This is a genomic window from Nocardiopsis sp. MT53, assembly GCF_019598965.1.
Taxonomy (GTDB): Bacteria; Actinomycetota; Actinomycetes; order Streptosporangiales; family Streptosporangiaceae; genus Nocardiopsis; species Nocardiopsis changdeensis.
In genome coordinates, this window is sequence record NZ_CP080599.1 from 5,714,400 (window position 1) to 5,738,692 (window position 24,293).

The window sequence follows — 24,293 nt, forward strand, 5'->3', positions numbered from 1 at the left end:
GGGAATGTCCATGGGGACATCCTGGCCGGGGGCGCCGGGGCCGGACCGCCCCGGGGTGCCTCGACGACCGCCCCACCCCCGGCGCGGGCGGCGGGGTCAGGAGTCGTCGCGCTTGGAGCCGGCGGCGGACGCCCCGGCCCCGAAGGCCACACCCAGGGCCACGCCCATGGCGATCCCCAGCGCGATGTTGTCGAAGAGCATGCCGAAGACGATGCCGAAGGCCACGCCGAGCGGCAGGGAGAAGGCGGCGTTCTTCGCGTTCATGGGCGGCCTTTCCGGACGGTGCGGGTTCCCCCCTCTGACGCACCCGACCCCCCGCCGGTTCCCCCGCCCCGCGTGCGCACCCCCTTTTCCCGGCTCAGCCGGTGCCGGGCTCCAGCGGCTCGGCCACCGTCTTCACGACACTGTCGTAGATGATCTGGCTGCGAAAGCCCGCCACCTCCCGGCGCTCGGTGAGCCGGTCGATGAGGAAGGAGTGCAGCGCGTCCAGCGACGGCGCGGACACGTGGACCAGGAAGTCGTGCTCCCCCGCGACCACGTACACCGCCGACACCTCCGGCAGGGCGTGCATCGCCGCCTTGAAGCCCTCGATCGCCCGGCGGCTGGGCGGGCGCAGCTGCACCGACACGAACGCCTGCACCCGGCGCCCCAGCGCCTGCGGGTCGATGTCGGCGTGGAAGCCGCGGACGACGCCGCGCCGCCGGAGCAGGCGCACCCGCTCCAGACAGGTGGAGGGCGCCACCCCCAGCTTCGCGGCCAGCGCCCGGTTGGTCTGCCGCGCATCGCGCTGGAGTTCGCGCACGATCGCCGAATCTAGTTCGTCCACGGTCCGTTCCCCGCCCCTCGCTCCGAATGATGTTCGGCATTGCACCATCGACGGCATCCAGCTGTCTAGCCTGATGCGCGTCCACTTGGCGGATGAACGGAACACGGGAGCGAGGCGGACCATGGCAATGGACACCAAGATCGTCGTCGTACTGCGCGAGGACCTGCCGCCCGGGCAGGCGGCCAACGCGGGCGCGGTGCTCGGGCTCGCACTGGGCGGCCGGCTGGAGCACTCGGTGGCGGCCGACGGCAAGGACGCGGGCGGACGGGTGCACGCCGGCCTCAACCCGCACCCGGTGCCCACCCTGACCGCCACCGGGGAGCAGCTGCGCGAGATCAAGGAGGAGGCCGAGGACCAGGGGCTGCTGGTGGTCGGGTTCAACGAGGTGGCCCGCCGCTCGCGCGACTACGTCGCCTACCTGGACGCGCTGGCCGACACCGCCCCGGAGGAGGTGGAGTACACCGGGCTGGCGCTGCTGGGGGCGCGGGGGGAGGTCAACCGGCTCACCAAACGGCTGTCCTTGCTGCGCTGAACCGGGACAGGGGCGGGGGTGGTGTGAAACGGTGGACGTGTGAGTCCAGTGGTGGAGGTCTTCGATCCCCTCACGGCCGCCCCCGCCGACCTGGCGGCGTGGAGCGCGGTCCATGTGGCGGGGCGACGTGAACTGTCCGCAAGCGCCCCCGAGCCCGACGAACTGGCCCAGCGGCTGGGGCAGGGGCGCGGCGGCCGGGCCTGGCGGTGGGCGGCCCGCCCCGACCAGGGGGGACCGATCCTGGGCACCGCCGAGCTGCGGCGCCAGCCCCACGACGAGGGCATCGGGTTCCTGCGCCTGTTCGTGGACGCCCCCGCCCGCCGCCGCGGCCTGGGCACCCGGCTGCGCGCGGCGGCCGCCGCGCGGGCCCGCGCCGAGGGCATGACCCGGCTGCAGAGCACCGTCCTGGCCGGCCGGGCCGGGGAGGCGTTCGCCCGCACCAGCCCGAACCTGCGCACCCTGCTGCACCTGGAACTCCAGGTGCAGACCTTCGACGAGGAGACCCTCCAGCGGTGCTGGCGGCTGGCGTCGGCGCCCAAACGCGGGTACCGGATCACCCACTGGGTGGGGTCGGCGCCCCCGGCGCTGGTGAAGTCCTTCGGCGAGGTGATGAACCACCTGCTGGACGCGCCCGGCGCCGCCTTCCAGGAGGAGCCGCGCCGGTGGGGCCCCGACGACGTGCGGGCCTGGGAGCGGAGGATCACCGAGGACGGCTCGCGGCTGCTGGTGGGCGCGGTGGTCGACCGGTTCTCCGACGAGGTGGTGGCGGCCACCGTGTGCACCGTGACGCACGGGCCGGTCGCCGACCAGCACGACACCGCCGTGCTGCCCGCCCACCGGCGGCGGGGCCTGGCCAGCCGGGTCAAGGCCACCCAGACCCTGCGGGTACACGACAACTTCCCGCACGTGCAGGCGATGGCGGTGACCCTGAACCGGGAGAACACCGCGATGCTCCAGGTCAACCGGCTGCTGGGCTACGAGAAGACCGCCGAGCGGCTGCTGGTGGAGGAGGACCTCACCGCACAGGGCTGAGGCGCCCGGGCCCGGTCACCGGCGGGCCGCCAGGCGCAGCAGCTCATCGAGGGAGGCCACGCTCTCCACCTGGGCGTCGGTGAGCCCGTCGATCAGGCGGCGGTAGGCCTGGGCCTGCGCGGTGGTCGGCATGCGGCCCGCGTACACCTCGGGCAGGCTCAGCTCCATCCCGCACACCGCGCGCGGCCCATACCGGTGCGGATGGCGGGCCACCGTCCAGGCCACCCGCACCGCGTGCTCGTTGCGCGGCGCGACGGCGGGGCGGTCGACCTCGCGGGCGGCGTACCGGTTGCCGTCGGCCAGGTCGCAGGGGCCGCAGCCGCGCTCCCCCGACCCCAGGGGCGCACCGCAGTCGGGGCAGGCGAGCAGGTCCAGTGCGGCGTCCACGACGCGCCACTCGAACCGGTCGGGCGCGTCGGCGACCAGCGCGGCCAGGTCGCGCTCGGCCGGGGTGCCCGGGGCCGCGCCCCACTCGGCCAGGGTCCGTTCCCAAGCGCGGTCGGCCTCGGCGGCGATGGCCGCCACCGTCTCGGCCAGCGCGGGGGCGCGCCAGCGGGTGCGGGTGATGTTCACCGGGGTACGGTAACCGCCCCCGGCCGCCCCGTGCCAGGCGTTTTCCCGCACCCCCGGGCAGGTGAGGGCCCCGCCCTCCCGGGCGGGGCCCTCACACCGCGCTCAGCGGTTCTTGTCGTCGGAGGTGAAGGCGTCCTTCACCTTCTCGCCGGCCTGCTTGAGCTTGGCCTTGTTCTGCTCGACCTTGCCCTCGGCCTCCTGCTCGCGGTTGCCGGTGACCTTGCCCGCCTGCTCCTTGGCCTTGCCGCGGAGCTCGTCGAACTTGTTCGGGCCCTTGTTCTCCTCGGCCATCGTGTCCTCCTGTTGCTCCGGATCGTTCTCCTACCGGGGCCACTGACCGTCCGGGGGATTTTCATGCATCGCCGCGGACCCGCACCCCTCCGGGGAGTGGCCCGCCCCCGGGAGTCGGTACTCTGCCTGCGCGATCCGAGCGTGGTCGAAGGAAGACGAGGAACCCCCTATGGACCCCCAGGCCGACATCTCCATCCAGCTCCCGCCGGGCAAACCCGCGCTCTCCGGGGCCGGCGAACCCGTCATGTGGATCAGCGACGGCACCGCCCCCGACGGGCTGTGGCAGGAACTGCGCGCCGCCCACGCCGACTCGGGGTGGTGGCCGCTGCTGCTGACCTCCATGAGCGACGAGGACGGCGACCGCCCCTGGGAGACCGGCGAACTCTCCCCGCCCGCCCCGGGCGCGGCCGCCGACCACGACGTGGAGGCCGTCCTGGCCAAGGCCTGGAGCGGCTCCACCGAGGTCGACGAGGAGTACGACCACCTCGTCCCCGAGCAGCGGCTCGCCGTCACCGCCCCCCACGGCCTCACCTGGCCGGGCCTGGCCCCCGAGGCGCCGCTGACCGCCGACCCCGGCGAGTGCGCCGACCGCAGCGCCGCCTGGCTCGCCCAGCGGCCCGACCCCCGCCTGGGCCTGGTCCGGGCGGCCTCCGGCGCCGAGGCGCTCAGCGTCATCGGCTGGCAGGGGGCGGTCAACCACGGCCTGGACGTCACGGCGATCTCCGCGGTCCTGGCCGACTGGGAGCGCCGGTTCGGGACGCGGCTGGTGATGGCCGGGTTCGACACCCTGGTGCTGAGCACGGCCTGCGTCGTCACCGACCGCGAGCGGGCGATGCGCGTGGCCGCCGAGCACTTCGCCCTGTGCCCCGACAACGTCTGGCAGGGCACGGGCAGCCTGGAGTCCTACGCCGAGTCGCTGATCGGCGACGAGACCTGGTCCTTCTGGTGGGACTGACCGCTCACGCCCGGCAGAGCAGGTAGAGGAGGGCGCTGACGGTGGTGGCGCCGACCAGCTCGCCGCGGGCGACCAGCGCGGGGACCTCCGCCAGCGGCACCCAGTCCCGGCGCTCGGACTCCCAGGCGTCGGCGGGCTCGCCTACGCGCACCGCGTCGTCGGTGACGAACACGTGGTGCTCGCTGTCGGTGAGGCCGCTGGAGGGCTGCACCCGCAGCAGCGGCTCCAGGGTGCCCGGCCGCCAGCCCGTCTCCTCCTCCGCCTCACGGGCGGCGGCCGCGCACGGGTCCTCGCCCTCGTGGACGCCGCCCATGGGGATCTCATAACCCCAGGTGTCGGTGATGAACCGGTGCCGCCACAGCAGCAGCACCCGGCCGCCGTCGCGCAGCACCGCCCCCGCGCCGCGGGGGCGGCGGATCAGCCGGTGGTCGAGGTGCCGGCCGTCGGGGAGCTCGACGTCGGCGACGCGCACGTCCAGCCACGGGTCGGTGTAGAGGGGGCGCTCCGAGTGGACGGTCCAGCGCACGGGCGGCTCACTTCCCAGTGAATTCGGGCGTTATGTGGATTTTCCTGTGGAACTGTGCACCGTGTCCGCGCCGACACGCCACCCGTTTTCACCCTTCCGCCCGCCACAGCAGGGAGTGGCGCCAGAACAGGTGCCGCCGCAGCCGCACCCCCGGCAGGATCCGGCCCGCCTCGCGGGCGATCTCGGGCAGCGTCATGGCGGCCGGCGCGGTGCGGGCCGTCATCGCCTCCGGGCGCGGGCGGCGCCCGCGCGCCCAGCCCACGGCGAGGTTGGCCGGGACGGCGGCGGCGCCCAGCAGGTGGTCGGTGAACTGCGACGGCTCGTGCACGCCCAGCACCAGCAGCGTCCCGCCCGGGGCGAGCCGGTCGCGCATCCGCTCCAGGGCCGGGGCGAACGGCAGGTGGTGCAGCACCGCCACGCAGGTGACCACGTCGAAGGGCCCCTCGGGCAGCTCCTCGGCGGCGTCGGCCACCCGGAAGGAGACGCCCGGGCACCGCCCCGTCGCCGCGCGGGCCAGGTCCACCACACGCGGGTCGGCGTCCACCCCCACCACCTCCGCGGCCCGCCCGGCCAGCGCCCGCACCAGGTCGCCGGTACCGCAGCCCACGTCCAGGGCGCGGTCCACGCGCGCCGGGAGCTGTTCCAGGAGCCACCGGTGGTAGTGGGCGTTGTGGTCCCAGGGGTGGGCGTCGTTGAACCGGTCGACGGCGGCCAGGAGTCCGGGCATGTCTCCTCGTTCGGGACGGGGGCGGGGCGGGCACGTTAGGTTAGACCACCCGTGGGACGAGAGGAACGCCCGATGCACACTGTCCGTTTCGCCGAGTACGGCGCCCCGTCGGTGCTCACCGTCGAGGAGGCCGACCGCCCCGAACCCGGGCGCGGGCAGGTACGGGTGGCGGTCAAGGCGGCCGGGGTCAACCCGTTCGACGTCAAGGTGCGCTCGGGCGCCATGCGGTTCGGGACCCTGCCGCGCGGCCTGGGCTCGGAGGTCGCCGGAACGGTCGACGCCCTGGGCGAGGGCGTCACCGACACGGCGGTGGGCGAGGCGGTGGCGGGCTGGGCGCTGACCGGCGGATACGCCGAGTACGCGCTGGTGGGGACCTACGCGGCCAAGCCCGAGGAACTGGACTGGGCGCAGGCCGCGGCACTGCCGGTGGCCGGGGAGGCGGCGCTGCGCGGACTGCGGGAGCTGGCGCCCCGCAAGGGCGAGACGCTGCTGGTGCACGGGGCGTCCGGAACGGTCGGGGCGATCGCCGTGCAGTTCGCGGTGGCCGGCGGGGTGACCGTCGTCGGCACCGCCGGGGAGGCGAACCTGGAGCGGGTTCAGGCGCTGGGCGCGATCCCGGTCGCCTACGGCGAAGGGTTGGCCGACCGGGTCCGCGAGGCCGCTCCCCAGGGGGTGGACGCGGTGCTGGACGCCGCCGGGCACGGGGTGCTGCCGGACGCGATCGCGCTGCGCGGCGGCACCACAGAGCGGATCGTCACCCTGGCCGACGGCGCCGCCCAGGAGCTGGGGGTGCGGTTCTCCTCCGGCGGCGCGGCGGGGCAGACCCCCGAGGTGCTGCGCACCCTGCTGGACGCCCAGGCCCAGGGGCGGCTGGTGATGCCCGAGCCCCGCCTGATGAGCCTGGCCAACGCCGCCCAGGCCCACGCCGAACTGGAGGCGCACGGCTCGGGCAAGATCGTCCTCATCCCCTGAGCCCTCGCTCCCGCCCCGGGTCGCCCCGGGGCGGGGCGGTCAGGGGCGTTCGCGGCGGTCGGCGTTGGCGGCGAAGGCCTCGCGCAGGTAGAGGCTCAGCCCCGGGGCGCCGGCGTCGATGGTGGCGGTGAACCGCTCGTCGTCGACGTACAGGGCGCCCAGGCCGCGGTGGATCTCGGTGGTGCAGTCGTAGTACCAGCGGGTGATGTGCTCGCGGTGGCGCTCGGCCAGGTCCATGGCCCGCTCGCCGTCGGCGGGCGCCCCCTCGGCCATCGCGTCGGCCAGGGCCCGGTAGATCTCGGCGGCCTCGGCCTGGTTCCGTCGCCAGTCCTCCTTGGTGTAGGAGCCCACCTTGCGCTGGGACTGCGCGTAGGCCTCGCAGCCGCCCCAGCGCCGTTCGGCCTCGGCGGAGTGGGACTCCACGTCGAAGTCGCCGAAGAGCTCCAGGCGCTCCTCGGGGGTGATGTTCAGTTCCATGGTGTCGGCCTCCAGCAGGAGTTCCAGGCTGCGCGCCAGGGCGCGCAGGCGTTCGATGCGTTCGGTCACCAGGCCGTGCTGGCGCAGCAGGTGGGAGCGGGTGTCGGCGGCGGGGTCGTCGAGGATCCCGGCGATCTCCTCCAGGCCGAAGCCCAGCTCCCGGTAGGTGAGGATGCGGCGCAGCCGCTCCAGGTCCCCGTCGCTGTAGCTGCGGTAGCCGGAGGGGGTGCGCTCGGCCGGGACGAGCAGCCCGATCCGGTCGTAGTGGTGCAGGGTGCGCACGGTCTGCCCGCTCAGGCGGGCGACCTCGCCCACGGTGCGGCCCATCGGCCCTCCTTGTGTCCGCGCAGGTGACGGGGGTGTTCCCGGTCCCTCCGACGCTAGGCCCTGACGCCGCGTCAGGGTCAACCCGTTTCGCCTCCGCGCCCCCGACCGGCCCCTACTCGCCGGTAACATTGCGGCATGAGCCCTGACCCCATCACCGAGCAGTACCGGTTCGACCGCGACACCCGCGTGGAGAAACTGGCCGACGGCGAGTTCGCAGCCACCCTCACCGACGCCTGGACCACCTTCACCTCCCACCCCAACGGCGGGTACGTCCTGGGCACCGCCCTCAACGCCCTGCGCCAGAACCTCGGCCAGCCCGACCCCCTGGCCGTCTCCGCGTTCTTCCTGCGACCCGCCGCGCCGGGCCCGGCCACCGCCCGCACCGAGGTCATCCGCGAGGGCCGCCGCACCGCCACCGGCCAGGTGGTCCTGGAGCAGAACGGCAAAGAGGTCATCCGCGCCACCGCCACCTACGGCGACCTCACCCCGAACCCCGCCGCCCGGGTGCTGACCCTGGACACCCCGCCCGACCTGCCCGCCCCCGGGGACTGCCCCGTCCCCGACGAGTTCGCGGACAAACCCGACGGGCTCGGCATCGCCCACAGCGTCGAGTACCGCTACCCCACCCGCCCCGGCTGGCTGGACGGCAGGAAGGACGGCCGCCCCCACGCCGAGTTCTGGATGCGCTTCGCCGACGGCCGCGAACCCGACGTCCACGCACTGCCCGCCATGGTCGACTTCGCCCCGCCCGCCGTCCTCGACATCGGAGAGTTCACGACCATCACCGTCGAACTGAGCGTCCACGTGCGCGCCCGGCCCGCCCCCGGCTGGCTGGCCTGCCGCGTCTTCACCAAGCACGTCTCCGGCGGCCTGCACGAGGAGGACATGGAGATCTGGGACTCCACCGGGACCCTGGTCGCCCAGTGCCGCCAGCTCGCCATGCTCCTCTGACCGGGACCGGCGACTCCCCCCGCTCGCCTAGAATCCCAACGGGTCCGACGGCGCCCGGCCCGACCTGCCCGGGCCCGTCGAACCGGGAAGCGCTCCGACCAGGCCGCGCCCGCGCGGCCACCGGTTCGGTCGGGACCTTCCGCCCGACGGGGCCGCCACCGACTCGTGGCGGCCCCGAAGTGCTCCCCGGCACCGCCGCCCCCGCGCACACCACCCGCCCCCCGACGGCATGGCCCGACCGGCGAAAACGCGGCGCCACCCCCCGCGCGCACGGCGCGCCCGCCCGCTCAGACCTCCGCCCCGGCGCGCATCACCGCACGGAAGTGCGTGCTCAGCCGCTGGTCCTCGTCCAACAGGTGGAACGCCACCCCCGGCGGCTGGGTGCGGTCGGCCACCGGCTCGCCCTCCCAGGGCATGCGCAGCGTCCACGTCACCCCCGGCGCCAGCAGCAGCGGCCGCCCCGCGAACATCGTCGCCCCGCCGGTGTGCATGTGGCCCACCAGGATGCCCGCCACCCGGGGGTGGGCGCGCAGCAGCCCCGCCAGGTCGTCGGCGTTGCCCAGGCGCATCGAGTCCGGCAGCGGGTGGTGCATCCGCACCGGCGGGTGGTGGAAGGCCAGCAGCGCCGGAACGTCCGCCGGCAGGTCGCTCAGCGTCTCGTTGATCCACACCAGCGTGGCCGTGTCCAGCCGCCCGCCGTCCTCGCCCGGAATGGTGGAGTCGCAGGCCAGCACCGCCGCCCCCGCCACGTGGTGCACCCGGTTGAACGGCTCCGCCGACGCCCCCTCCCCCAGCAGGTGCGTGCGCAGCCCCGCCCGGTCGTCGTGGTTGCCCGGGCACACGATCACCGGGAACGGCAGGTCCAGCAGCCGGGCCGCCTCCTCGTACTCCTCGCGCGCGGGGGTGTCGGCGATGTCCCCCGTGACCAGCAGGGCGTCCGGGGCCTGCGGCAGGTCGCGCAGGTAGGCCACGGTGCGCTCGGCGCGCTCGGTGGCGCGCTCGGAGCCGTCCAGGTGCAGGTCGCTGATGTGCGCGAGAAGAAGAGTCATCGGGGTCCTTTCCGGGTTCACCGGAGACGAGGTTCTAACGGATAAGTTAGTGTTAACCGTTAGAACGCTAGCCCGTGGGGAAGGATGCGGGCAAGTGGGGTTGCGGTGAACGAACGGGGGATCATGGACGGCCGACTGGCACTCGAACTGGCCGGGACGATCCGCCACGACGGCTCCGGCGTGGCGGACGACCTGGACGGCGTCGAGGGGACCGCGCACTGGCTGGCCGCCGCGGCCCACCTGCTGCCCGAGGGCGCGGCACCGCCGGTGGACGAGGAGCTGCACGCCCAGGTGGTGACCCTGCGCGGGGCGGTGCGCACGCTGTTCGCCCGCGTGGTCGGCACGGCCCGGCCCGACCCCGCCGACACCCGCCTGCCGCCCCCCGACCGGGAGGCGCTCGCCCTGCTCAACGCCGCGGCGGCCCGCCAAGCCGTGGTGCCCCGGCTGCGCTGGGAGGGACCGGACGTGCCCACCGTGGAGTTCGCCCCCGGCGGCGGCTGCCCGGACACCGTCGCGGCACTGGCCCGCGCCGCCATCGCCTTCCTGGAAGGGCCCGACCGCGAACGGCTGCGGGTCTGCACCGCCCCGCGCTGCGAGCGCTACTTCGTCCAGGCCCACGGACGCCAGCAGTGGTGCGGCACCTCCTGCGGCAACCGGGCCCGCGCCGCCCGCCACTACCGCCGCCACGCCGCCGCCCGCACCTGAACCGGGCACCGGCCCGCCCCCCGACCGCCCGGCCCACGGCGCGGGGCCGAATGTCGCGGGGATGCGGTGTACTGGCGCCATGCCGATCTACGACTACCTCGCCGCCGCCGACGACACCGCGGCCGCCGCCCTGCTGGAGGCCGACCTCACCGAGGCCGGCGTGCCGCTGCTGTCCGTCAAGGGGGTCCACCCCGCCGTCGACCTGGGCGGGCTGGAGGCGGCCCTGACCGGACTGCCGGCCGACGAGGTCGGCCGGGACCCCCGGGCGGCGGCACTGCTCACCGACCCGGCCCACGGCGGCATGTGGATGATGGCGCTCACCGACCGGCTGCGCGACGCCCTGGCCGCGGCCACCCCCTCCGAGCGGGAACGCGCCGCGGCCGCGTGGGCGGCCGGCCTCCTCCCGGACGGCGCCGACACCTCGGGCCCGGCCGGCTTCACCGAGGGGCTCGCCGACCTGGCCCGCACCGCGGCCGCCCGGGGACACCGCCTCTACTGCCGGGCCGTGCTCTGACCCGCAGGCCGGCGCCGCCGCCGGCCCAGAACACCGTGCAGCGGCGAGAACAGGTAGGCCAGCGCGAACGCCGTCGCCTGCGCCAGCACCACGGACCCGCCGGTGGACACGTTCAGGTGGTAACTGGCGAACACCCCCGCCACCGCCGCCACCACGGCCACCCCCACCGAGATCACCAGCATCCGCTCGAACCGGTCGGTGAGCAGGTAGGCGGTCGCCCCCGGGATGATCACCATGGCCACCACCAGGATGATCCCCACCGCCTGCAGCGCCACCACCACCGTCACCGCGAGCAGCCCCAGCAGCAGCGTCTCCAGCAGGCGCGGGTTGATCCCCACCGCGTGGGCGTGCACCCGGTCGAACGCGTACAGCGTCAGGTCGCGGTGCTTGAACCACACCACGCCCAGCACCACCGCCGCCAGCACCAGGATCTGCACGATGTCGGCGTCGGACACCCCCAGCACGTTCCCGAACAGGATGTGCCCCAGGTCGGTCTGGCTGGGCACCGCCGACACCAGCACCAGCCCCAGCGCGAACATCGCGGTGAACACCACCCCGATGACCGCGTCCTCCTTGACCCGGGAGGTGCGGTTGACCACCCCGATCAGCGCCACCGACCCGGTGCCGAACACCAAAGCGCCCAGCGCGAACGGCAGCCCGAACATGTACGACAGCACCACCCCCGGCAGCACCGCGTGGGAGACCGCGTCGCCCATGAGCGACCAGCCCACCAGGGTCATCCAGCACGAGAGCACCGCGCACACCACCCCGGCCGCCACGGCCACCAGCAGCGCGCGGCGGACGAAGTCGAACTGCACCGGCACGGCGAACCAGTCGACGACCGCGGTCAGCGCCTCCACCGCTCCCCCTCCTCCTCGACGTGGACGCCGAAGGCCTCCATGACGGTCTCCGGACGCAGCACCTCCTCGGGCGCGCCCCGGGCGACGACGCGCCGCTGCAGCAGCACCGCCTCGTCGCACAACTCCGGCACCCGGGCCAGGTCGTGGGTGGACAGCAGCAGGGTGCGGCCCTCGTCACGCAGCCTGCGCAGCAGCGCGGTGATGGTGGCCTCCGACCCCTTGTCGACCCCGGCGAAGGGCTCGTCCAGCAGCAGCACGTCGGCGCCCTGGGCCAGGGCGCGGGCGACGAACGCCCGCTTGCGCTGGCCGCCCGAGAGCGCGCCGATCCGGCGCTCGGCCAGGCCCGTCAGGTCGGTGCGCTCCAGCGCGTGCTCCACCGCCTCGCGGTCGGCCGCGCGCGGGCGCCGGCGCGGCCCCATGCGCCCGTAGCGGCCCATCATGACCACCTCGCGCACGCTCACCGGGAAGTCCCAGTCCACCTGCTCGGTCTGGGGCACGTACCCCACCAGCCCCCTGCGGCGGGCGGTGGCGCCGTCCAGGCCCAGCAGCCGCACCCGGCCGCGGTCGGCGCGCACCAGCCCCAGGACGGTCTTGAACAGGGTGGACTTGCCCGAGCCGTTGGTGCCCAGCAGCCCGCAGATCCGGCCCGGCCCCACCGACAGGGACACCCCGTCCAGGGCGAGCACGTCGCCGTAGTGGACGGTGGCGTCCACGACCTCCACCGCGGGCGCCGGAGGCGCCGCGGCGCTCACGGCCGCCCCCCGGCGAGCCCGGCCACGATGGCCTCGGCGTCGTGGCGCAGCAGGTCCAGATAGGTGGGCACGGGGCCGCCCTCCTCCGACAGGGAGTCGACGTACAGGGGTCCGGCGAACTCGGCCCCGGTCGCCCGGGCGACCGAGCGCTGGGTGCCGTCGTTGACGGTGCTCTCGCAGAACACCGCGGGCACCCCGTTGTCCTCGACGTACCGGGTGACCTCCGCGATGCGCTGCGGGGTGGCCTCGCTCTCGGCGTTGACCGGCCACAGGTACATCTCGGCGAGCCCGGCGTCGCGGGCCAGGTAGGAGAAGGCGCCCTCGCAGGTGACCAGGGCGCGGGCGGGCTCGGGGACGGAGCCCAGCTCCTCCTCCAGGTAGTCGCCGACCTCGGTGATCTCGGCCTTGTAGGCCTCGGCGGCGGCCGTGTACCCGGCCTCGCCCTCGGGGTCCAGCCCGACCAGGGCGTCGCGGATGTTGTCGACGTAGACCAGGGCGTTGTCGGGGGACATCCAGGCGTGCGGGTTGGGTTCGCCCTCGTAGTCGCCGGAGGAGATGGGGATGGTCTCCACGCCCTCGGAGAGCACGGCGGTGGGGGCGTCCACCCGTTCGGTGAACTGGGCGAACCAGGCCTCCAGGCCCAGGCCGTTCTCCAGGATCAGGTCGGCGTCCTGTCCGCGGACGAGGTCGTCGGGGACGGGCTCGTAGCCGTGGATCTCGGCGCCGGGGCGGGTCAGGGAGGCGACCCGGACGCGGTCGCCGGCGACGTTCTCGACCATGTCGGCCAGGACCGTGAACGTGGTCAGGACCAGGGGGCGCCCGTCGTCGGCGCCGGCGGAGGAGGAGCCCGCCGGGGAGGAGCAGGCGGTCAGGGCCAGGGCGAGGACGAGCGGAGCGGCGGCCCAGCGCGGTGAAGGGTTCCAATCTCTGAAGTTCGGCACACCTAACTTTTTACCACGTACGGGCGAAACCATGCGTGTCGGACGTGGCGTCCCCCATTCCCGCCCCCACCCGCGCCCCGCCCCTCCCAGCTCAGGCCGGTGCGCACCCGCCGACGGGCCGCGGCCCCGCACCGGGGGCGGTCCGGGGCGGGCGCGCACATCACTACAATCGTGCCCTGGCCGCCCCCCGTGCGCGCCTCTTCCGTACACGACGGCCCGCACCCGAGGGAGCCCGATGGGGTCCGAGACCGAACCCGAGCGCCTGCTGCGCGAGCGCTACCGCCTCACCGCCGAACTCGGCCGCGGGGGGATGGGGCGGGTCTGGAAGGCCCACGACGACGACCTCAACCGCACCGTCGCCGTCAAGGAGATCCTGTTCGGCCCCGGGCTGAGCGAGGAGGAGCGGGCCCGCGCCGCCGCCCGCGCCCGCCGCGAGGCCCAGGCCGCCGCCATGGGGTCGCACCCCAACATCGTCACCGTCCACGACGTCTTCGAAGAGGACGACCGCCCCTGGATCGTCATGGAGTTCCTCACCGGGTGCTCCCTGTACGAACTGGTCCGCCGGGAGGGCGTCCGCCCCGCCCAGGAGGTCGCCCGGTGGGGCCTGGACCTGCTCAGCGCCCTGGACACCGCGCACCGGCAGGGCATCACGCACCGGGACGTCAAACCCGAGAACGTCATGGTGACCGACGGCGGCCGGGTGGTGCTCACCGACTTCGGCATCGCGACGATCGCCGACACCACGGCCGTCACCCAGACCGCCGGGATCATGGGGTCGCCCGCCTACCTGCCCCCCGAACGCCTCTCGTCGGGGCCGGCCACCCCCGCGGGCGACCTGTGGTCGCTGGGGGCGACCCTGTACCTGGCGGCCACGGGGATCTCCCCGTTCCGCCGCGAAGGGGTCCCGGCGACCCTCAACGCCATCCTCCACCAGGAACCGCCGGAACGGCTGGCCCCGGGGCCGCTGCGCGAGGCGGTGCACGGACTGCTGGCCAAGGACCCGCAGCGGCGCCTGGACGCCCGGCGCTGCCGGGCGCTGCTGGAGGCCGGGACGGCCCCCGCGCCCGCCCCCCGGGCCCCGGCGGCCACGGCCCTGGCCCCTGCGGCGGCGCCCCAGGTCCCCCCGCCCGGCACCGGACCCCAGGCGCCGGCCGCACCGCCGGCCCCTGTCGGCCCCCCGGTACAGTCCGGCCCCGCGGCGGCCGGCACCACCCGGCAGGTCGCCCTCACCGGCTCCTTCATCCCGCCCCGCACCGCCCCCACCCTCCCGGTCCAGCCCCCGCCCCCGGGCGCCCCCGACGGGCGCCCCCGGCCCCGCGCGGGGCGGCCCGCCCCGCGCGGCCGCCTCTCCTGGCCGGTGGTGGTCCTGACCCTGGGCCTGGCCCTGGTCGTCGCCGGGGCCGCCGTCCTGGTGGTGGTCGACCCCTGGGGCGCCCCCACCGGGACCGCCCTGTCCGACGGCTCCGGCCCCGGCGACGGCGCGCCCTCCGACGACGCGGACGCCGCCGACACCACCGCAGCCGCCGACGCCACCCCCGGGACCGGGCAGACCCAGGAGGAGCCGCAGGAGCCCGCCCACAGCGGCATGACCTGGACACCGGACCCCGAGAACGGCTTCTCCATCCTGGTGCCCGACGGGTGGATCCGCCGGGTCGACGGCACCAGCGTCTTCTACGACTCCCCCACCGACGCCACCTACCTCCAGATCGACAGCGCCGAACACCCCACCGAGGACGAGTACCAGCACGTGCTCGACCAGGAGCAGGGGGTCATCGACTCCGGGCGGCTGCCGGACTACCGGCGGATCCTGGTCGAGGACGTCACCGACCGCACCCCCTTCCAGTCGGCCGCCGACTGGGAGTTCGGCTGGACCGGCGACGGGCAGCAGCGCCGCGTCCTGGCCCGCAACATCACGGCCTCCCCCGGCGTGTACTACACCGTCGCCTGGGCCGGCCTCGAGGGGGACTGGGCCGGGTACGAGGACATGCGCGCGGCCGCCCTGGACTCCTTCGCCCCCTGACCCGCCCCGGTCGTCGGCGGCCGTCCACGGCACCACGCCCCCCGCACACCCATTACCGTTGTTGCAGTCATGACTGCAACGACGGTAATCTGTTCGCATGAGCGCACCCACCGACGACGAGGCCGCCTTCGTGGACGAGGTCGCGGAGTTCTTCGCCCGCGAGGGCCTGCCCCTGATCTCCGGCCGGGTGGTCGGCTGGCTGCTGATCTGCGACCCGCCCCAGCAGAGCCCCGCCCAGATCGCCGAGGCCCTCCACGTCAGCCGCAGCTCCCTGAGCACCGCCGCCCGCCTGCTCACCCCCAGCGGCCTGGTCGAGACCGTGCGCCGCCCCGGCGACCGCAACGCCTACCTGCGCATCTCCGCCGACGGGTGGAGCCGCATGCTGGAGCGCCGCTACGCCCAGGCCTCCGGCTTCCGCGAGGTCACCGAGCACGGCCTGCGCGTCCTGCGGGACGCCTCCGCGCAGCGCCGCGAGCGCCTGGCCAACGTCAACGAGCTGTACCGGTTCCTGGAGTCGGAGCTGCCCGCCCTCTTCCAGCGCTGGCAGCGGACCCGCGGAAAGGACCCCGCACCGTGACCCACGACCCCTTCGACCGCACCGTCATCACCCGCCCCGAAGGCCCCCTCAGCGTCGCCGTCGCGGGCGACCAGGGCCCGCCCGTCCTCCTGCTGAGCGGCGCGGGACAGGACAACGCCCTGCTCAGCTGGCGGCACCTGATCCCCGCCCTGGCCGCGGACCACCGCGTGTTCGCCCCCGACTGGCCCAAACAGGGCCGCAGCCGCCCCTGGCGGGGCACCGCCGACCACCACGTGCTGCTGAGCGTCATCGACACCGTCCTGGACCACTTCGCCCTGGACCGGGCCGCCCTGGTGGGCCTGTCCCAGGGCGGCGCGCTCACCCTGGCCTACGCCATCGAACACCCCCGCCGGGTGGAGCGCCTGGTGGCGATCGCCCCCGCCGGAACGCTCTCCTTCCCGCCCGTGGTGCACCAGCTGCTGTGGCTCACCGCCCGCAGCCGGCTCCTCAACACCACCCTGCCCGGGATGATGATGCGCTCGCGCGCGGGCGTGGAGCGCTTCGTGCGCTCCGCCCTGATCCCCGGGCCCGTCGAGGACTTCGACGCCATCGTGGACGAGGTCCTCCAGGAGGCCCGGACCAACGGCACGGGCTCCTCCGACTGGCAGAACGCCTCCATCGGCCCCATCCGCATGAACGTGGACCTGCGCCCGCGCCTGGGCGAGATCTCCTGTCCGGCCCTGTTCGTCCAGGGCGACCGCGACATCGGCGTCGCCCCCGCCCGCACCGCCGCGGCGGCCGCGGCGGTGCCCGGGGCGCGGCTGGAGGTGGTCCAGGGGGCCGGGCACTGGGTCAACCGCCAGTGCCCGGACCGCGTGGCCGAACTGGTCCGCGGCTTCCTGGCCTGACCCCCGGGCCGTTCAGGACCCCGAGCCCGGAACCGGGCAGGGCGGCCCCCGGTCAGGACCGGACCACCTGGAGCAGCAGCGCGTCGGCGGTGTGCTCGCGCCACCACTCCACCGAGCGGCCCAGGTGCACGGTGTACAGGGTGAACAGCTCCGGGGAGAGCAGGCCGACCATGAGGTCGGCGGCCTGTTCGGCGTCCAGCCCCGGGCGCAGCGCCCCCCGGTCGGCCAGGGCGCCGGCGAACACCCGCTGCACGGTACGGCGCTGCTCGACGTTGGTACGCCACAGCCCGGCGAGGTCGGGGTCGGCGGCCCCGCCCCGCACCGCCTCCAGCAGCCCGGCGACCCGCTCCATCACCGCACCGGTCCCGGCCACCTGCAGGCGCACCTGGCCGCGGGCGTCGGGGGCGGCCAGCGCCTCGCGCACCCAGGGGCGCTCCAGGGTCGGGACGGGCTCGGCGTCCCCGGCCACGGCCTGGTCCACGGCCTCACCGAGCACCGCCGCCTTGGTCTTGAACGTGTAGTACACCGTCTGCACACCCACCCCCGCCTCGGCGGCGATCGCCGCGACGCTGGTGGCGGCGTACCCCCGCGCGGTGAACAGGGCGGCGGCGGCCCGCGCGATCCGGGCGCGGGTGGCCAGGGAGCGGGCGGTGCGCCCGTCGACGGCGTGCGTGTCCATGGCCACGATCCTAGGACTTGACTGTAGTGCCACTCCACATATCTATTTGGAGTATGACTACAAGAACTCTGCGGGTGCTGGCCCTGGGCGGCTACGGCGCGGTGGGCGCGCCCGCCACGGCCGCACTGCGCGCGGCCGGACACACCTGCCTGACCGCCGGACGCGACCCCCGCCGCGCCGACCTGCCCCTGGACCTGACCCGCCACGACGACTACCGCGACGCCCTGGAGGGCATCGACGTCGTGGTCAACGCCGCCGGGGCCGAGGACCCCGCGCTGGCCGCGATCGCCGCCGACCACGGGGCGGCCTTCGTCGACCCCACCGCCACCGCCGGCTACACCGCCCGGCTCGAACGCCTGGCCCCGCGCGCACCGGTACTGCTCAGCGTGGGCCTGGCCCCGGGCCTGACCACCCTGCTCGCCGCCGACCTGCACGCGGCCCACCCGGGCACCGACCCCATCGACGTGGCCGTGCTCCTGGGCGAGGGCGAGGCCCACGGGGCGGCCGCCACCGCGTGGACCCTCGGACTGCTCGGCCGCTCCTTCCCCGACCCGGCCACCGGCGAGGCGGTGCGCAACCTGTCCCGGGGCGCACGGCTCGACCTGCCCGGGCAGGGGCGGCGACGGCTGCTGCGCGCCGACTTCGCCGACCAGCACGTGCTCACCCGCGACCTGGGCCGCCCGGTCCGCACCCACCTGGGACTGGACTCCCCCGCCCTGACCCGGGGCCTGGGGCTGCTGGCCCGCCTGCCCGGCGCGGGCCGCCTGCGCGGGGTCCCGCACCTGCCGGGCACGGACGCCTGGACGGCGGCCGCCCGCAGCGGCCCCCACCTGCGCCGGGCGCGCGGCCGCGGCCAGTCACGGGCCACCGCCCTGGTGACCGCCCACGCGGCGGTCCTGGCCGCGAATCTGCCGCCGGGCGTGCACCACCTGCACCGGGTCACCGCACTGGCCGACCTGCCCGCCCTGCCCGGCGTCACCCTGGACCCCCGCGGCGCCTGAGCCCCTACCCGGCGGCAGGGGGCGGCGCCGCGGCCGCGACGAGGCGCTCCAGCAGGTCCGGATCGCCCTCGACCTCCAGCCGGCCCGCGGCGACCGCGCCGGCCACAGGCTCCTCCCGCGCCAGGACCCGCCGCCAGGCCTCCTTGGTGGTGCGCACCACCACGTCCGCCCCCTCCGGGTCCCGCCCCCGGGCCAGGTGCGCCAGCCGCCCCCGCTCGACACCGATCCGGTAGCGCTCGCGCCCCAACAGCACCTCGTAGCGCGCCGACCAGGGCTCGTGCCCCTCGGGCGGGGAGAAGAAGGTCCGCAGGCCCAGCATCACGGAGTCGGCGCTGACGTGCCCCGACAGCGGGACGACCGGGGAGCGCGCCCCCCACCGGGCCAGCGCCCGGAAGACCGGCTCCAGCTCCGCGCCCCACTCGGTCAGCTCGTACACCCGGCCCGCCGCGGGGGGCTCCAGCTCCCGGCGGCGCAGGACACCGACGGCCTCCAGGTCCTTCAGGCGCTGGGAGAGCACGGTGGGCGCGATGGCGGGCAGCGCCTCCTGCAGGTCGCTGTAGCGGCGCGCCCCCAGCCGCAGCTCCCGGACGACGAGCAGCGCCCACCGCTCGCCGACCAGGTCCAGGGAGTGCGCGATCGGGCACCCCTCGCCGTAACTCCTCTTACCGGGCACTTGTCCTCCTCGCAAAACTATGAAAATAATAGTAGCAGCTATTAATTCAGTAGTTAGGAGAGCGCCATGTCCACCGACCCCGCCCGCTCCGGAGAACTGCTCCTGCCCTCCGGCGACGCCCTGATCTGCGCACAGGCCTTCGGCTCGGCCCAGGACCCCACCGTCCTGCTCATCGGCGGCGCGGCCTCCTCCATGGACTACTGGGAGGACGGCTTCTGCGCCCGGCTCGCCGCCGCCGGACGCCACGTGGTCCGCTACGACCTGCGCGACACCGGCCGGTCCACCGCCTACCCGGCCGGAGCGCCCGCCTACACCCGCAAGGACCTGGTGGCCGACGCCCTGGCCGTCCTGGACGGGGTGGGCGCGCACACCGCCCACCTGGTGGGGATCTCCATGGGCGCCGACCTCGCCCAGCGCATCGCCCTGGACCACCCCGGGCGGGTGGCGACCCTGACCCTGCAGTCCACCACCCCCGGCGGCACCGGCGGCCCGGACCGGCCCGAACTGCCGCCGATGGAGCCGCGGCTCCAGGCCGTGTTCGCCGACCAGGGACCCGGGCCGGACTGGAGCGACCGCGAGGCCGCCATCGAGGCGATGGTCGAGGGCGAGCGCGCGTTCGCCGGGTCGGTCTTCGACGCCGAGCGCTCGCGCGCGCTCTCCGCGCGGGTCTACGACCGCACCGCCGACATGGCGGCGACGCAGACCAACCACTGGATCCTGGAGGAGGACGGCTCCTCCGACCCCGACCCGGCGGCCCTCACCGTTCCCACGCTGGTGCTGCACGGCACCGAGGACCCGATGTTCCCCCTGCCCCACGGGCGGGCGATGGCCGCGGCCGTCCCCGGCGCCCGGCTGGTGCCGCTGCCCGGCGTGGGCCACCAGTACCCGCCCGAGCCGCTGTGGGACCTGGTGCTGGCCGAGGTCACCGCGCACACCGCCCGCTGACGCCCGGCCCGCCGCCCCGTCCGGGGCGGCGGGCCCGATCCCCGGAAATGTAAGCGCTTTCCGTTTTCCGGGGGCGCGATCGGCCCCCCGGAGCACCGGCGGCCCCCGGTGGGGCCGCCCCCGCGGGGCGCCCGCGGCGGCGGAGTCCGCCCAGGTCGGGCCCGCCGGGAAAACCGGGGAAAGCGCGCCCGGTCCGCCGCGGCGCGCGGCCGCGGCGGATCCAGCCCGCGTCCGGAGCCGCGGCGGACCCCCGCCCCCGCCGCGACCGGTGACCAGCCCCTTCACCCTCCCGACCACTGCACCCGGCCGCCCCCGCCGCCGGCCGCGTGCTTCGCCACTGGTGTGGAGGCGAACTTTGCCGTAAGGTGGAAAGCGCTTTCACAAGAGAGGTGGTCACATCAGATGAGCGATCGCGTACTGGGCATCGCCATGAACGGCGTCACCGGGCGCATGGGATACCGACAGCACCTGACCCGGTCCATCCTGGCCATCCGGGACGACGGCGGCATCGCACTGCCCGACGGCTCCCGGCTCCTGCCCGAACCCATCCTGATCGGCCGCTCCGAGCGCAAACTGCGCGAGATCGCCGACCGGCACGGCCTGACCCGCTGGTCCACCGACCTGGACACCGTCCTGTCCGACCCGCAGGTCTCGGTCTACTTCGACGCCCAGATCACCCACGCCCGCGAAGCGGCCGTCCGCTCGGCCATCGCCGCCGGCAAGCACATCTACGTCGAAAAGCCCACCGCGTCCACCCTGGACTCGGCCCTGGACCTGGCCAAACTCGCCGAACAGGCGGGCGTGCGCAACGGCGTCGTCCAGGACAAGCTCTTCCTGCCCGGCCTGCTCAAACTGCGCCGCCTGGTGGACTCCGGCTTCTTCGGCGAGATCCTGTCCGTACGGGGGGAGTTCGGCTACTGGGTCTTCGAGGGCGACTGGCAGCCCGCCCAGCGCCCCAGCTGGAACTACCGCGCCGAAGAGGGCGGCGGCATCGTCCTGGACATGTTCCCCCACTGGCACTACATCCTGGAGCACCTCTTCGGCCCGGTGCGCACCGTCACCGCCCGCACCGCCACCCACATCCCCCGCCGCTGGGACGAGGACGGCGCCCCCTACGACGCCACCGCCGACGACGCCGCCTACGGCATCTTCGAACTGGAGGGCGGCACCGTCGCCCAGATCAACTCCTCCTGGAGCGTGCGCGTGGACCGCGACGAACTCGTGGAGTTCCAGGTCGACGGCACCCACGGCAGCGCCGTGGCGGGCCTGCGCTCCTGCCGCGTCCAGCCCCGCGCCCTCACCCCCAAGGCCGTCTGGGACCCCGACGCCGCCGACCCCGGCCGCTACCGCGAGCAGTGGGAGCACGTCCCCGACAACACCGACTTCCCCAACGGGTTCCGCGCCCAGTGGGAGGACTTCCTGCGCCACGTCGCCACCGGCTCCCCCTTCCCCCACGACCTGCTCTCGGGGGCGCGCGGCCTGCAGATGGCCGAGGCCGGCCTGGAGTCGGCCCGCACCGGCCGCACCATCGAACTCGGCGAGGTCTCCATCCGATGAGCCCCCTGCTGCTGCCCGAGGGCGACGGCACCCTCGCCCCCTTCACCCCCGCCGGCCCCGCCGCCGACGCCTCCCCCCTGCCCCCCGCCCGCACCCGCACCGCCTACGCCGCCGCGCACGTGGTCGCCGACCCCCTGCTGCCCAACGCCCCCGGCGCCCCGGCCCGCCTGGACTGGGACGCCACCCTGGCCTTCCGCCACCACCTGTGGGACCAGGGCCTGGGGGTGGCCGACGCCATGGACACCGCCCAGCGCGGCATGGGCCTGGACCCCGACACCGTCGCCGAGCTCATCCGCCGCTCGGGCGCCGAGGCCGCCGCCCGCGGCGCCGCCCTGGCCTGCGGCGTGGGCACCGACGGACTGGAGCCCTCGCACGCCGATCTGGAAAGCGTTATCACCGCCTACGGCGACCAGCTCGACCTGGTCCACAAGGCCAGGGCCGTCCCCGTCCTGATGGCCTCGCGCGCCCTGGCCGCCGTCGCCACCGGACCCGCCGACTACACCCGCGTCTACTCCACCCTGCTCGACCGCGCCCAGGGCCCGGTGATCCTGCACTGGCTGGGCGCCGTCTTCGACCCCGCCCTGGACGGGTACTGGGGCTTCCCCGACCCGGCCGACGCCATCGAACCCGTGGCCGCCCTCATCGCCGACCACGCCGACCGCGTCGACGGCATCAAGGTCTCCCTCCTCGACGCCGGCCTGGAGGTCCGGCTGCGCCGCCTGCTGCCCCCCGGAGTACGCCTGTACACCGGCGACGACTTCCACTACCCCGACCTCATCGAGGGCGACGACCACGGCCACTCCCACGCCCTGCTGGGCGTCTTCGCCGCCATCGCCCCGGCCGCCGCCCGCGCCCTGGCCGCCCTGGACGCCGGCGACACCGACCGCTACCGGGCCCTGCTCGAACCCACCGTCCCCCTGGCCCGCCACCTCTTCGGCGCGCCCACCCCCCACTACAAGACCGGCATCGCGTTCCTGGCCTGGCTCAACGGCCACCAGCACGGATTCCACATGGTCGGCGGCATGCAGTCCGCCCGCGACCTGCCCCACCTGGCCCGCACCCTGCGCCTGGCCGACACCGCCGGAGTCCTCACCGACCCCGACCTGGCCGTCGAGCGCATGCGCGCCCTGCTGCACGTGGCGGGGGTGCACCAATGAGCACCCCCGTCCCCACCCCCGTGGACGTCCCCACCGGACTCCCCGCCACCGTCCCCACCCCCGAACCCGGCGACCCCCGCCTGGCCCGGCTGTCCCTCAACCAGGCCACCGTCCGCCCCGCCACCCTCGTCCAGGCCGTCGACGGCTGCCTGCGCGCCGGCGTCCCCGCCATCGGCCTGTGGCGCGAACACGTCGCCGACCTGGGCCTGGACAAGGCCGCCGCCCTCGTTCGCCGCTCAGGGCTGCGGGTCACCTCCTACTGCCGGGGCGGCTTCCTCACCGGCCACGACCCCGCCCCCGCCCTGGACGACAACCGGCGCGCCATCGACGAGGCCGCCGCCCTGGGCGCCCCCGTCCTGGTCATGGTCGTGGGCGGCCTGCCCGAAGGCGACCGCGACCTGCCCGGCGCACGCGCACGCGTCGCCGACGCCCTGGCGGCCCTGGCCCCCTACGCCGCCGAGCGCGGCGTCCGCCTGGGCCTGGAACCCCTGCACCCCATGTTCTGCGCCGACCGGGCCGTGCTGTCCACCCTGGGCCAGGCCCTGGACCTGGCCCGGGACCTCCCCGCCGAAGCGGTCGGCGTCACCATCGACACCTACCACGTGTGGTGGGACCCCGACGTGCGGACCCAGATCGCCCGCGCCGGCCGCGAGGGACGCATCGCCCTGTTCCAGGTCTGCGACTGGGTCCTGCCCCTGCCCGCCGACGCCCTGCTGGGCCGCGGCATGGTCGGCGACGGCCACATCGACGTGCGCTCCCTGCGCGAATCGGTGGAGGCCGCCGGCCACACCGGCGACATCGAGGTCGAGATCTTCAACGCCGACATCTGGGCGGCCGACACCGACGACGTCATCGCCACCACCGCCCGCCGCCACATCGAACACGTCCTGTGACACCCCCCTTCCCCCCGAGGAGAGCCATGCGCTTCGACGGAATCCTCTTCTTCCCCCTCACACCCTTCGGCCCCGACGGGGCCGTGGACCTCGACGTCCTCGCCGACCACGTCGCCTCCGGCGTCGCCCACGGCGCCGGAGGGGTGTTCACCGCCTGCGGCACCGGCGAGATCCACGCCCTGTCGGCCGCCGAACACGCCGCCGTGGTCGCCCGCACGGTCCACACCGTCGCCGGCGCCGTCCCGGTCGTCGCCGGCGCCGGCGGCAGCGTCGCCACCGCCGTCGAACAGGCCCGCGCAGCCAAGGAGGCCGGCGCCGACGCCATCCTCCTCCTGCCCCCCTACCTCGTCACGGCACCCCGCAAGGGAATGGTCGAGTACGTGCGCACCGTCGCCGCCGCGGCCGACCTGCCGGTCATCGTCTACCAGCGCGGCACCCTCGTCCTGACCCCCCAGACCGCCGCCGAGATCGCCGCCCTGCCCTCGGTGGTCGGCATCAAGGACGGCATCGGCGACCTGGGGCTCATGCACCGGATCGTCCTCGCGGTACGCAAGGTCCGCGGCGACGACTTCACCTTCTTCAACGGCCTGCCCACCGCCGAACTCACCGTCCCCGCCTACCGCGGCGTAGGCGTACCCCTGTACTCCTCGGCGGCGTTCGCCTTCGTCCCCGAGGTCGCCGACGCCTTCCACAAGGCCGTCCAGAACGGCGACCCGCTGGCCGACCGCCTCCTCGCCGAGTTCTTCGACCCCCTCGTGGCCCTGCGCGACCGCTCCCCCGGCTACGCCGTCTCCCTGGTCAAGGCGGGAGCACGCCTGCGCGGCCTCCCCGTGGGCGGGGTCCGGGCCCCCTTCACCGACCCCACACCCGAGGAGGAGGCCGACCTGGCCGCACTCATCGAGACCGGCCTGGCCCTGGTCGGAAAGGGCTGAA

29 protein-coding genes are annotated in these 24,293 nt (G+C 75.1%); 16 read left to right on the forward strand and 13 right to left on the reverse strand.

Annotation, left to right across the window (positions count from 1 at the left end; all coding sequences use genetic code 11):
* Positions 1–96: 96 nt before the first annotated feature.
* A complete protein-coding gene (locus K1J57_RS25410; RefSeq protein WP_220561249.1) occupies positions 97–264 on the reverse strand; it encodes a hypothetical protein in 168 nt (55 codons plus the stop codon).
* Positions 265–358: 94 nt separating this feature from the next.
* Positions 359–826, reverse strand: a complete 468-nt coding sequence (locus K1J57_RS25415) for an Lrp/AsnC family transcriptional regulator (RefSeq protein WP_220561250.1) — start codon at positions 824–826, stop codon at positions 359–361.
* Between the two features lie 121 nt (positions 827–947).
* On the opposite strand from K1J57_RS25415, the gene K1J57_RS25420 reads away from it, so the two are divergent.
* Entirely contained in the window at positions 948–1,358 is a 411-nt protein-coding gene (locus tag K1J57_RS25420; protein WP_220561251.1) for a DUF2000 domain-containing protein, read from the forward strand.
* Between the two features lie 39 nt (positions 1,359–1,397).
* Complete coding sequence (locus tag K1J57_RS25425; protein WP_220561252.1) at positions 1,398–2,390, forward strand: GNAT family N-acetyltransferase; 993 nt, start codon at positions 1,398–1,400, stop codon at positions 2,388–2,390.
* Positions 2,391–2,405: 15 nt separating this feature from the next.
* Here K1J57_RS25425 and K1J57_RS25430 read toward each other — a convergent pair whose 3' ends face one another.
* Both K1J57_RS25430 and K1J57_RS25435 read right to left on the reverse strand, forming a co-directional pair.
* The gene (locus K1J57_RS25430) at positions 2,406–2,963 is read right to left on the reverse strand and encodes a hypothetical protein (RefSeq protein ID WP_255646583.1); all 558 of its coding nucleotides are present in this window, start codon (positions 2,961–2,963) and stop codon (positions 2,406–2,408) included.
* Positions 2,964–3,065: 102 nt separating this feature from the next.
* A complete protein-coding gene (locus K1J57_RS25435) occupies positions 3,066–3,254 on the reverse strand; it encodes a CsbD family protein (protein WP_220561253.1) in 189 nt (62 codons plus the stop codon).
* A gap of 169 nt (positions 3,255–3,423) precedes the next feature.
* Between K1J57_RS25435 and K1J57_RS25440 the strand changes: the two genes are divergently transcribed.
* Positions 3,424–4,209, forward strand: coding sequence for a DUF4253 domain-containing protein (locus K1J57_RS25440; protein WP_220561254.1), 786 nt, complete (start codon positions 3,424–3,426; stop codon positions 4,207–4,209).
* Between the two features lie 4 nt (positions 4,210–4,213).
* Here the strand turns inward: K1J57_RS25440 and K1J57_RS25445 are convergent, their stop codons facing one another.
* Complete coding sequence (locus K1J57_RS25445; protein WP_220561255.1) at positions 4,214–4,735, reverse strand: NUDIX domain-containing protein; 522 nt, start codon at positions 4,733–4,735, stop codon at positions 4,214–4,216.
* An 88-nt stretch (positions 4,736–4,823) separates the two neighbouring features.
* Positions 4,824–5,462, reverse strand: a complete 639-nt coding sequence (locus K1J57_RS25450; protein ID WP_220561256.1) for a bifunctional 2-polyprenyl-6-hydroxyphenol methylase/3-demethylubiquinol 3-O-methyltransferase UbiG — start codon at positions 5,460–5,462, stop codon at positions 4,824–4,826.
* Between the two features lie 72 nt (positions 5,463–5,534).
* Here K1J57_RS25450 and K1J57_RS25455 point away from each other — a divergent pair, with 72 nt between their 5' ends.
* Complete coding sequence (locus tag K1J57_RS25455; protein ID WP_220561257.1) at positions 5,535–6,434, forward strand: NADP-dependent oxidoreductase; 900 nt, start codon at positions 5,535–5,537, stop codon at positions 6,432–6,434.
* A gap of 39 nt (positions 6,435–6,473) precedes the next feature.
* Here K1J57_RS25455 and K1J57_RS25460 read toward each other — a convergent pair whose 3' ends face one another.
* Positions 6,474–7,238, reverse strand: a complete 765-nt coding sequence (locus tag K1J57_RS25460; RefSeq protein WP_220561258.1) for a MerR family transcriptional regulator — start codon at positions 7,236–7,238, stop codon at positions 6,474–6,476.
* Between the two features lie 135 nt (positions 7,239–7,373).
* On the opposite strand from K1J57_RS25460, the gene K1J57_RS25465 reads away from it, so the two are divergent.
* Positions 7,374–8,189, forward strand: a complete 816-nt coding sequence (locus tag K1J57_RS25465) for a thioesterase family protein (protein WP_220561259.1) — start codon at positions 7,374–7,376, stop codon at positions 8,187–8,189.
* A gap of 287 nt (positions 8,190–8,476) precedes the next feature.
* On the opposite strand, the gene K1J57_RS25470 is transcribed toward K1J57_RS25465, so the two are convergent.
* Entirely contained in the window at positions 8,477–9,238 is a 762-nt protein-coding gene (locus K1J57_RS25470) for a metallophosphoesterase (RefSeq protein WP_220561260.1), read from the reverse strand.
* Between the two features lie 105 nt (positions 9,239–9,343).
* Between K1J57_RS25470 and K1J57_RS25475 the strand changes: the two genes are divergently transcribed.
* Together K1J57_RS25475 and K1J57_RS25480 are read left to right on the forward strand one after the other, a co-directional pair.
* Entirely contained in the window at positions 9,344–9,943 is a 600-nt protein-coding gene (locus K1J57_RS25475; RefSeq protein ID WP_255646584.1) for an ABATE domain-containing protein, read from the forward strand.
* A 79-nt stretch (positions 9,944–10,022) separates the two neighbouring features.
* On the forward strand, positions 10,023–10,457 hold the full coding sequence (locus tag K1J57_RS25480; protein ID WP_220561261.1) for a hypothetical protein: 435 nt from the start codon (positions 10,023–10,025) through the stop codon (positions 10,455–10,457).
* On the opposite strand, the gene K1J57_RS25485 is transcribed toward K1J57_RS25480, so the two are convergent.
* From K1J57_RS25485 to K1J57_RS25495, 3 genes are read right to left on the reverse strand one after another with little or no spacing between them, the layout of a single operon-like run.
* A complete protein-coding gene (locus tag K1J57_RS25485; protein WP_220561262.1) occupies positions 10,436–11,317 on the reverse strand; it encodes a metal ABC transporter permease in 882 nt (293 codons plus the stop codon). The two genes, K1J57_RS25480 and K1J57_RS25485, sit on opposite strands and share 22 nt — an antisense overlap.
* The gene (locus K1J57_RS25490) at positions 11,305–12,069 is read right to left on the reverse strand and encodes a metal ABC transporter ATP-binding protein (protein WP_220561263.1); all 765 of its coding nucleotides are present in this window, start codon (positions 12,067–12,069) and stop codon (positions 11,305–11,307) included. Before K1J57_RS25490 ends, K1J57_RS25485 begins: the two co-directional genes overlap by 13 nt.
* Positions 12,066–13,010 carry a metal ABC transporter substrate-binding protein gene (locus K1J57_RS25495; RefSeq protein WP_255646585.1) on the reverse strand — a complete coding sequence of 315 codons (945 nt, stop codon included), beginning with the start codon at positions 13,008–13,010 and terminating at the stop codon, positions 12,066–12,068. Before K1J57_RS25495 ends, K1J57_RS25490 begins: the two co-directional genes overlap by 4 nt.
* Positions 13,011–13,245: 235 nt before the next feature.
* On the opposite strand from K1J57_RS25495, the gene K1J57_RS25500 reads away from it, so the two are divergent.
* The 3 genes from K1J57_RS25500 to K1J57_RS25510 all read left to right on the forward strand — a co-directional run bounded on the left by K1J57_RS25500 (position 13,246) and on the right by K1J57_RS25510 (position 16,455).
* Complete coding sequence (locus tag K1J57_RS25500; protein ID WP_220561265.1) at positions 13,246–15,030, forward strand: serine/threonine-protein kinase; 1,785 nt, start codon at positions 13,246–13,248, stop codon at positions 15,028–15,030.
* Between the two features lie 97 nt (positions 15,031–15,127).
* Positions 15,128–15,607 (forward strand): GbsR/MarR family transcriptional regulator, encoded by a 480-nt coding sequence (locus K1J57_RS25505; protein ID WP_220561266.1) that lies wholly within the window; start codon positions 15,128–15,130, stop codon positions 15,605–15,607.
* Complete coding sequence (locus K1J57_RS25510; protein ID WP_220561267.1) at positions 15,604–16,455, forward strand: alpha/beta fold hydrolase; 852 nt, start codon at positions 15,604–15,606, stop codon at positions 16,453–16,455. Before K1J57_RS25505 ends, K1J57_RS25510 begins: the two co-directional genes overlap by 4 nt.
* A 52-nt stretch (positions 16,456–16,507) precedes the next feature.
* Here the strand turns inward: K1J57_RS25510 and K1J57_RS25515 are convergent, their stop codons facing one another.
* A complete protein-coding gene (locus tag K1J57_RS25515) occupies positions 16,508–17,134 on the reverse strand; it encodes a TetR/AcrR family transcriptional regulator (protein ID WP_220561268.1) in 627 nt (208 codons plus the stop codon).
* A gap of 53 nt (positions 17,135–17,187) precedes the next feature.
* Between K1J57_RS25515 and K1J57_RS25520 the strand changes: the two genes are divergently transcribed.
* A complete protein-coding gene (locus K1J57_RS25520) occupies positions 17,188–18,135 on the forward strand; it encodes a saccharopine dehydrogenase (RefSeq protein ID WP_255646586.1) in 948 nt (315 codons plus the stop codon).
* Positions 18,136–18,139: 4 nt separating this feature from the next.
* Here K1J57_RS25520 and K1J57_RS25525 read toward each other — a convergent pair whose 3' ends face one another.
* Entirely contained in the window at positions 18,140–18,808 is a 669-nt protein-coding gene (locus K1J57_RS25525) for a winged helix-turn-helix transcriptional regulator (RefSeq protein WP_255646587.1), read from the reverse strand.
* A gap of 66 nt (positions 18,809–18,874) precedes the next feature.
* Between K1J57_RS25525 and K1J57_RS25530 the strand changes: the two genes are divergently transcribed.
* The 5 genes from K1J57_RS25530 (at position 18,875) to K1J57_RS25550 (ending at position 24,292) form a co-directional block, all read left to right on the forward strand.
* Positions 18,875–19,753 (forward strand): alpha/beta fold hydrolase, encoded by an 879-nt coding sequence (locus K1J57_RS25530; protein ID WP_220561269.1) that lies wholly within the window; start codon positions 18,875–18,877, stop codon positions 19,751–19,753.
* A 402-nt stretch (positions 19,754–20,155) separates the two neighbouring features.
* Positions 20,156–21,310, forward strand: coding sequence for a Gfo/Idh/MocA family protein (locus K1J57_RS25535; RefSeq protein WP_220561270.1), 1,155 nt, complete (start codon positions 20,156–20,158; stop codon positions 21,308–21,310).
* Positions 21,307–22,467 carry a dihydrodipicolinate synthase family protein gene (locus K1J57_RS25540; protein WP_220561271.1) on the forward strand — a complete coding sequence of 387 codons (1,161 nt, stop codon included), beginning with the start codon at positions 21,307–21,309 and terminating at the stop codon, positions 22,465–22,467. The genes K1J57_RS25535 and K1J57_RS25540 overlap by 4 nt, the downstream gene beginning before the upstream one ends.
* Complete coding sequence (locus K1J57_RS25545) at positions 22,464–23,360, forward strand: sugar phosphate isomerase/epimerase (protein WP_220561272.1); 897 nt, start codon at positions 22,464–22,466, stop codon at positions 23,358–23,360. The genes K1J57_RS25540 and K1J57_RS25545 overlap by 4 nt, the downstream gene beginning before the upstream one ends.
* Before the next feature lie 26 nt (positions 23,361–23,386).
* Positions 23,387–24,292 (forward strand): 5-dehydro-4-deoxyglucarate dehydratase, encoded by a 906-nt coding sequence (locus tag K1J57_RS25550; protein WP_220561273.1) that lies wholly within the window; start codon positions 23,387–23,389, stop codon positions 24,290–24,292.
* The last annotated feature ends 1 nt before the right edge of the window (position 24,293 follow it).

What these genes read in the sequence shown, in the direction of transcription:
- K1J57_RS25535 (WP_220561270.1), top strand. Translation starts at nt 20,156, where the DNA reads ATGAGCGATCGCGTACTGGGCATCGCCATGAACGGCGTCACCGGGCGC.
- K1J57_RS25420 (WP_220561251.1), top strand. Translation starts at nt 948, where the DNA reads ATGGCAATGGACACCAAGATCGTCGTCGTACTGCGCGAGGACCTGCCG.
- K1J57_RS25480 (WP_220561261.1), top strand. Translation starts at nt 10,023, where the DNA reads ATGCCGATCTACGACTACCTCGCCGCCGCCGACGACACCGCGGCCGCC.
- K1J57_RS25410 (WP_220561249.1), bottom strand. Translation starts at nt 264, where the DNA reads ATGAACGCGAAGAACGCCGCCTTCTCCCTGCCGCTCGGCGTGGCCTTC.
- K1J57_RS25455 (WP_220561257.1), top strand. Translation starts at nt 5,535, where the DNA reads ATGCACACTGTCCGTTTCGCCGAGTACGGCGCCCCGTCGGTGCTCACC.
- K1J57_RS25470 (WP_220561260.1), bottom strand. Translation starts at nt 9,238, where the DNA reads ATGACTCTTCTTCTCGCGCACATCAGCGACCTGCACCTGGACGGCTCC.
- K1J57_RS25435 (WP_220561253.1), bottom strand. Translation starts at nt 3,254, where the DNA reads ATGGCCGAGGAGAACAAGGGCCCGAACAAGTTCGACGAGCTCCGCGGC.
- K1J57_RS25505 (WP_220561266.1), top strand. Translation starts at nt 15,128, where the DNA reads ATGAGCGCACCCACCGACGACGAGGCCGCCTTCGTGGACGAGGTCGCG.
- K1J57_RS25530 (WP_220561269.1), top strand. Translation starts at nt 18,875, where the DNA reads ATGTCCACCGACCCCGCCCGCTCCGGAGAACTGCTCCTGCCCTCCGGC.
- K1J57_RS25540 (WP_220561271.1), top strand. Translation starts at nt 21,307, where the DNA reads ATGAGCCCCCTGCTGCTGCCCGAGGGCGACGGCACCCTCGCCCCCTTC.
- K1J57_RS25520 (WP_255646586.1), top strand. Translation starts at nt 17,188, where the DNA reads ATGACTACAAGAACTCTGCGGGTGCTGGCCCTGGGCGGCTACGGCGCG.
- K1J57_RS25515 (WP_220561268.1), bottom strand. Translation starts at nt 17,134, where the DNA reads ATGGACACGCACGCCGTCGACGGGCGCACCGCCCGCTCCCTGGCCACC.
- K1J57_RS25545 (WP_220561272.1), top strand. Translation starts at nt 22,464, where the DNA reads ATGAGCACCCCCGTCCCCACCCCCGTGGACGTCCCCACCGGACTCCCC.
- K1J57_RS25460 (WP_220561258.1), bottom strand. Translation starts at nt 7,238, where the DNA reads ATGGGCCGCACCGTGGGCGAGGTCGCCCGCCTGAGCGGGCAGACCGTG.
- K1J57_RS25465 (WP_220561259.1), top strand. Translation starts at nt 7,374, where the DNA reads ATGAGCCCTGACCCCATCACCGAGCAGTACCGGTTCGACCGCGACACC.
- K1J57_RS25500 (WP_220561265.1), top strand. Translation starts at nt 13,246, where the DNA reads ATGGGGTCCGAGACCGAACCCGAGCGCCTGCTGCGCGAGCGCTACCGC.
- K1J57_RS25550 (WP_220561273.1), top strand. Translation starts at nt 23,387, where the DNA reads ATGCGCTTCGACGGAATCCTCTTCTTCCCCCTCACACCCTTCGGCCCC.
- K1J57_RS25440 (WP_220561254.1), top strand. Translation starts at nt 3,424, where the DNA reads ATGGACCCCCAGGCCGACATCTCCATCCAGCTCCCGCCGGGCAAACCC.
- K1J57_RS25450 (WP_220561256.1), bottom strand. Translation starts at nt 5,462, where the DNA reads ATGCCCGGACTCCTGGCCGCCGTCGACCGGTTCAACGACGCCCACCCC.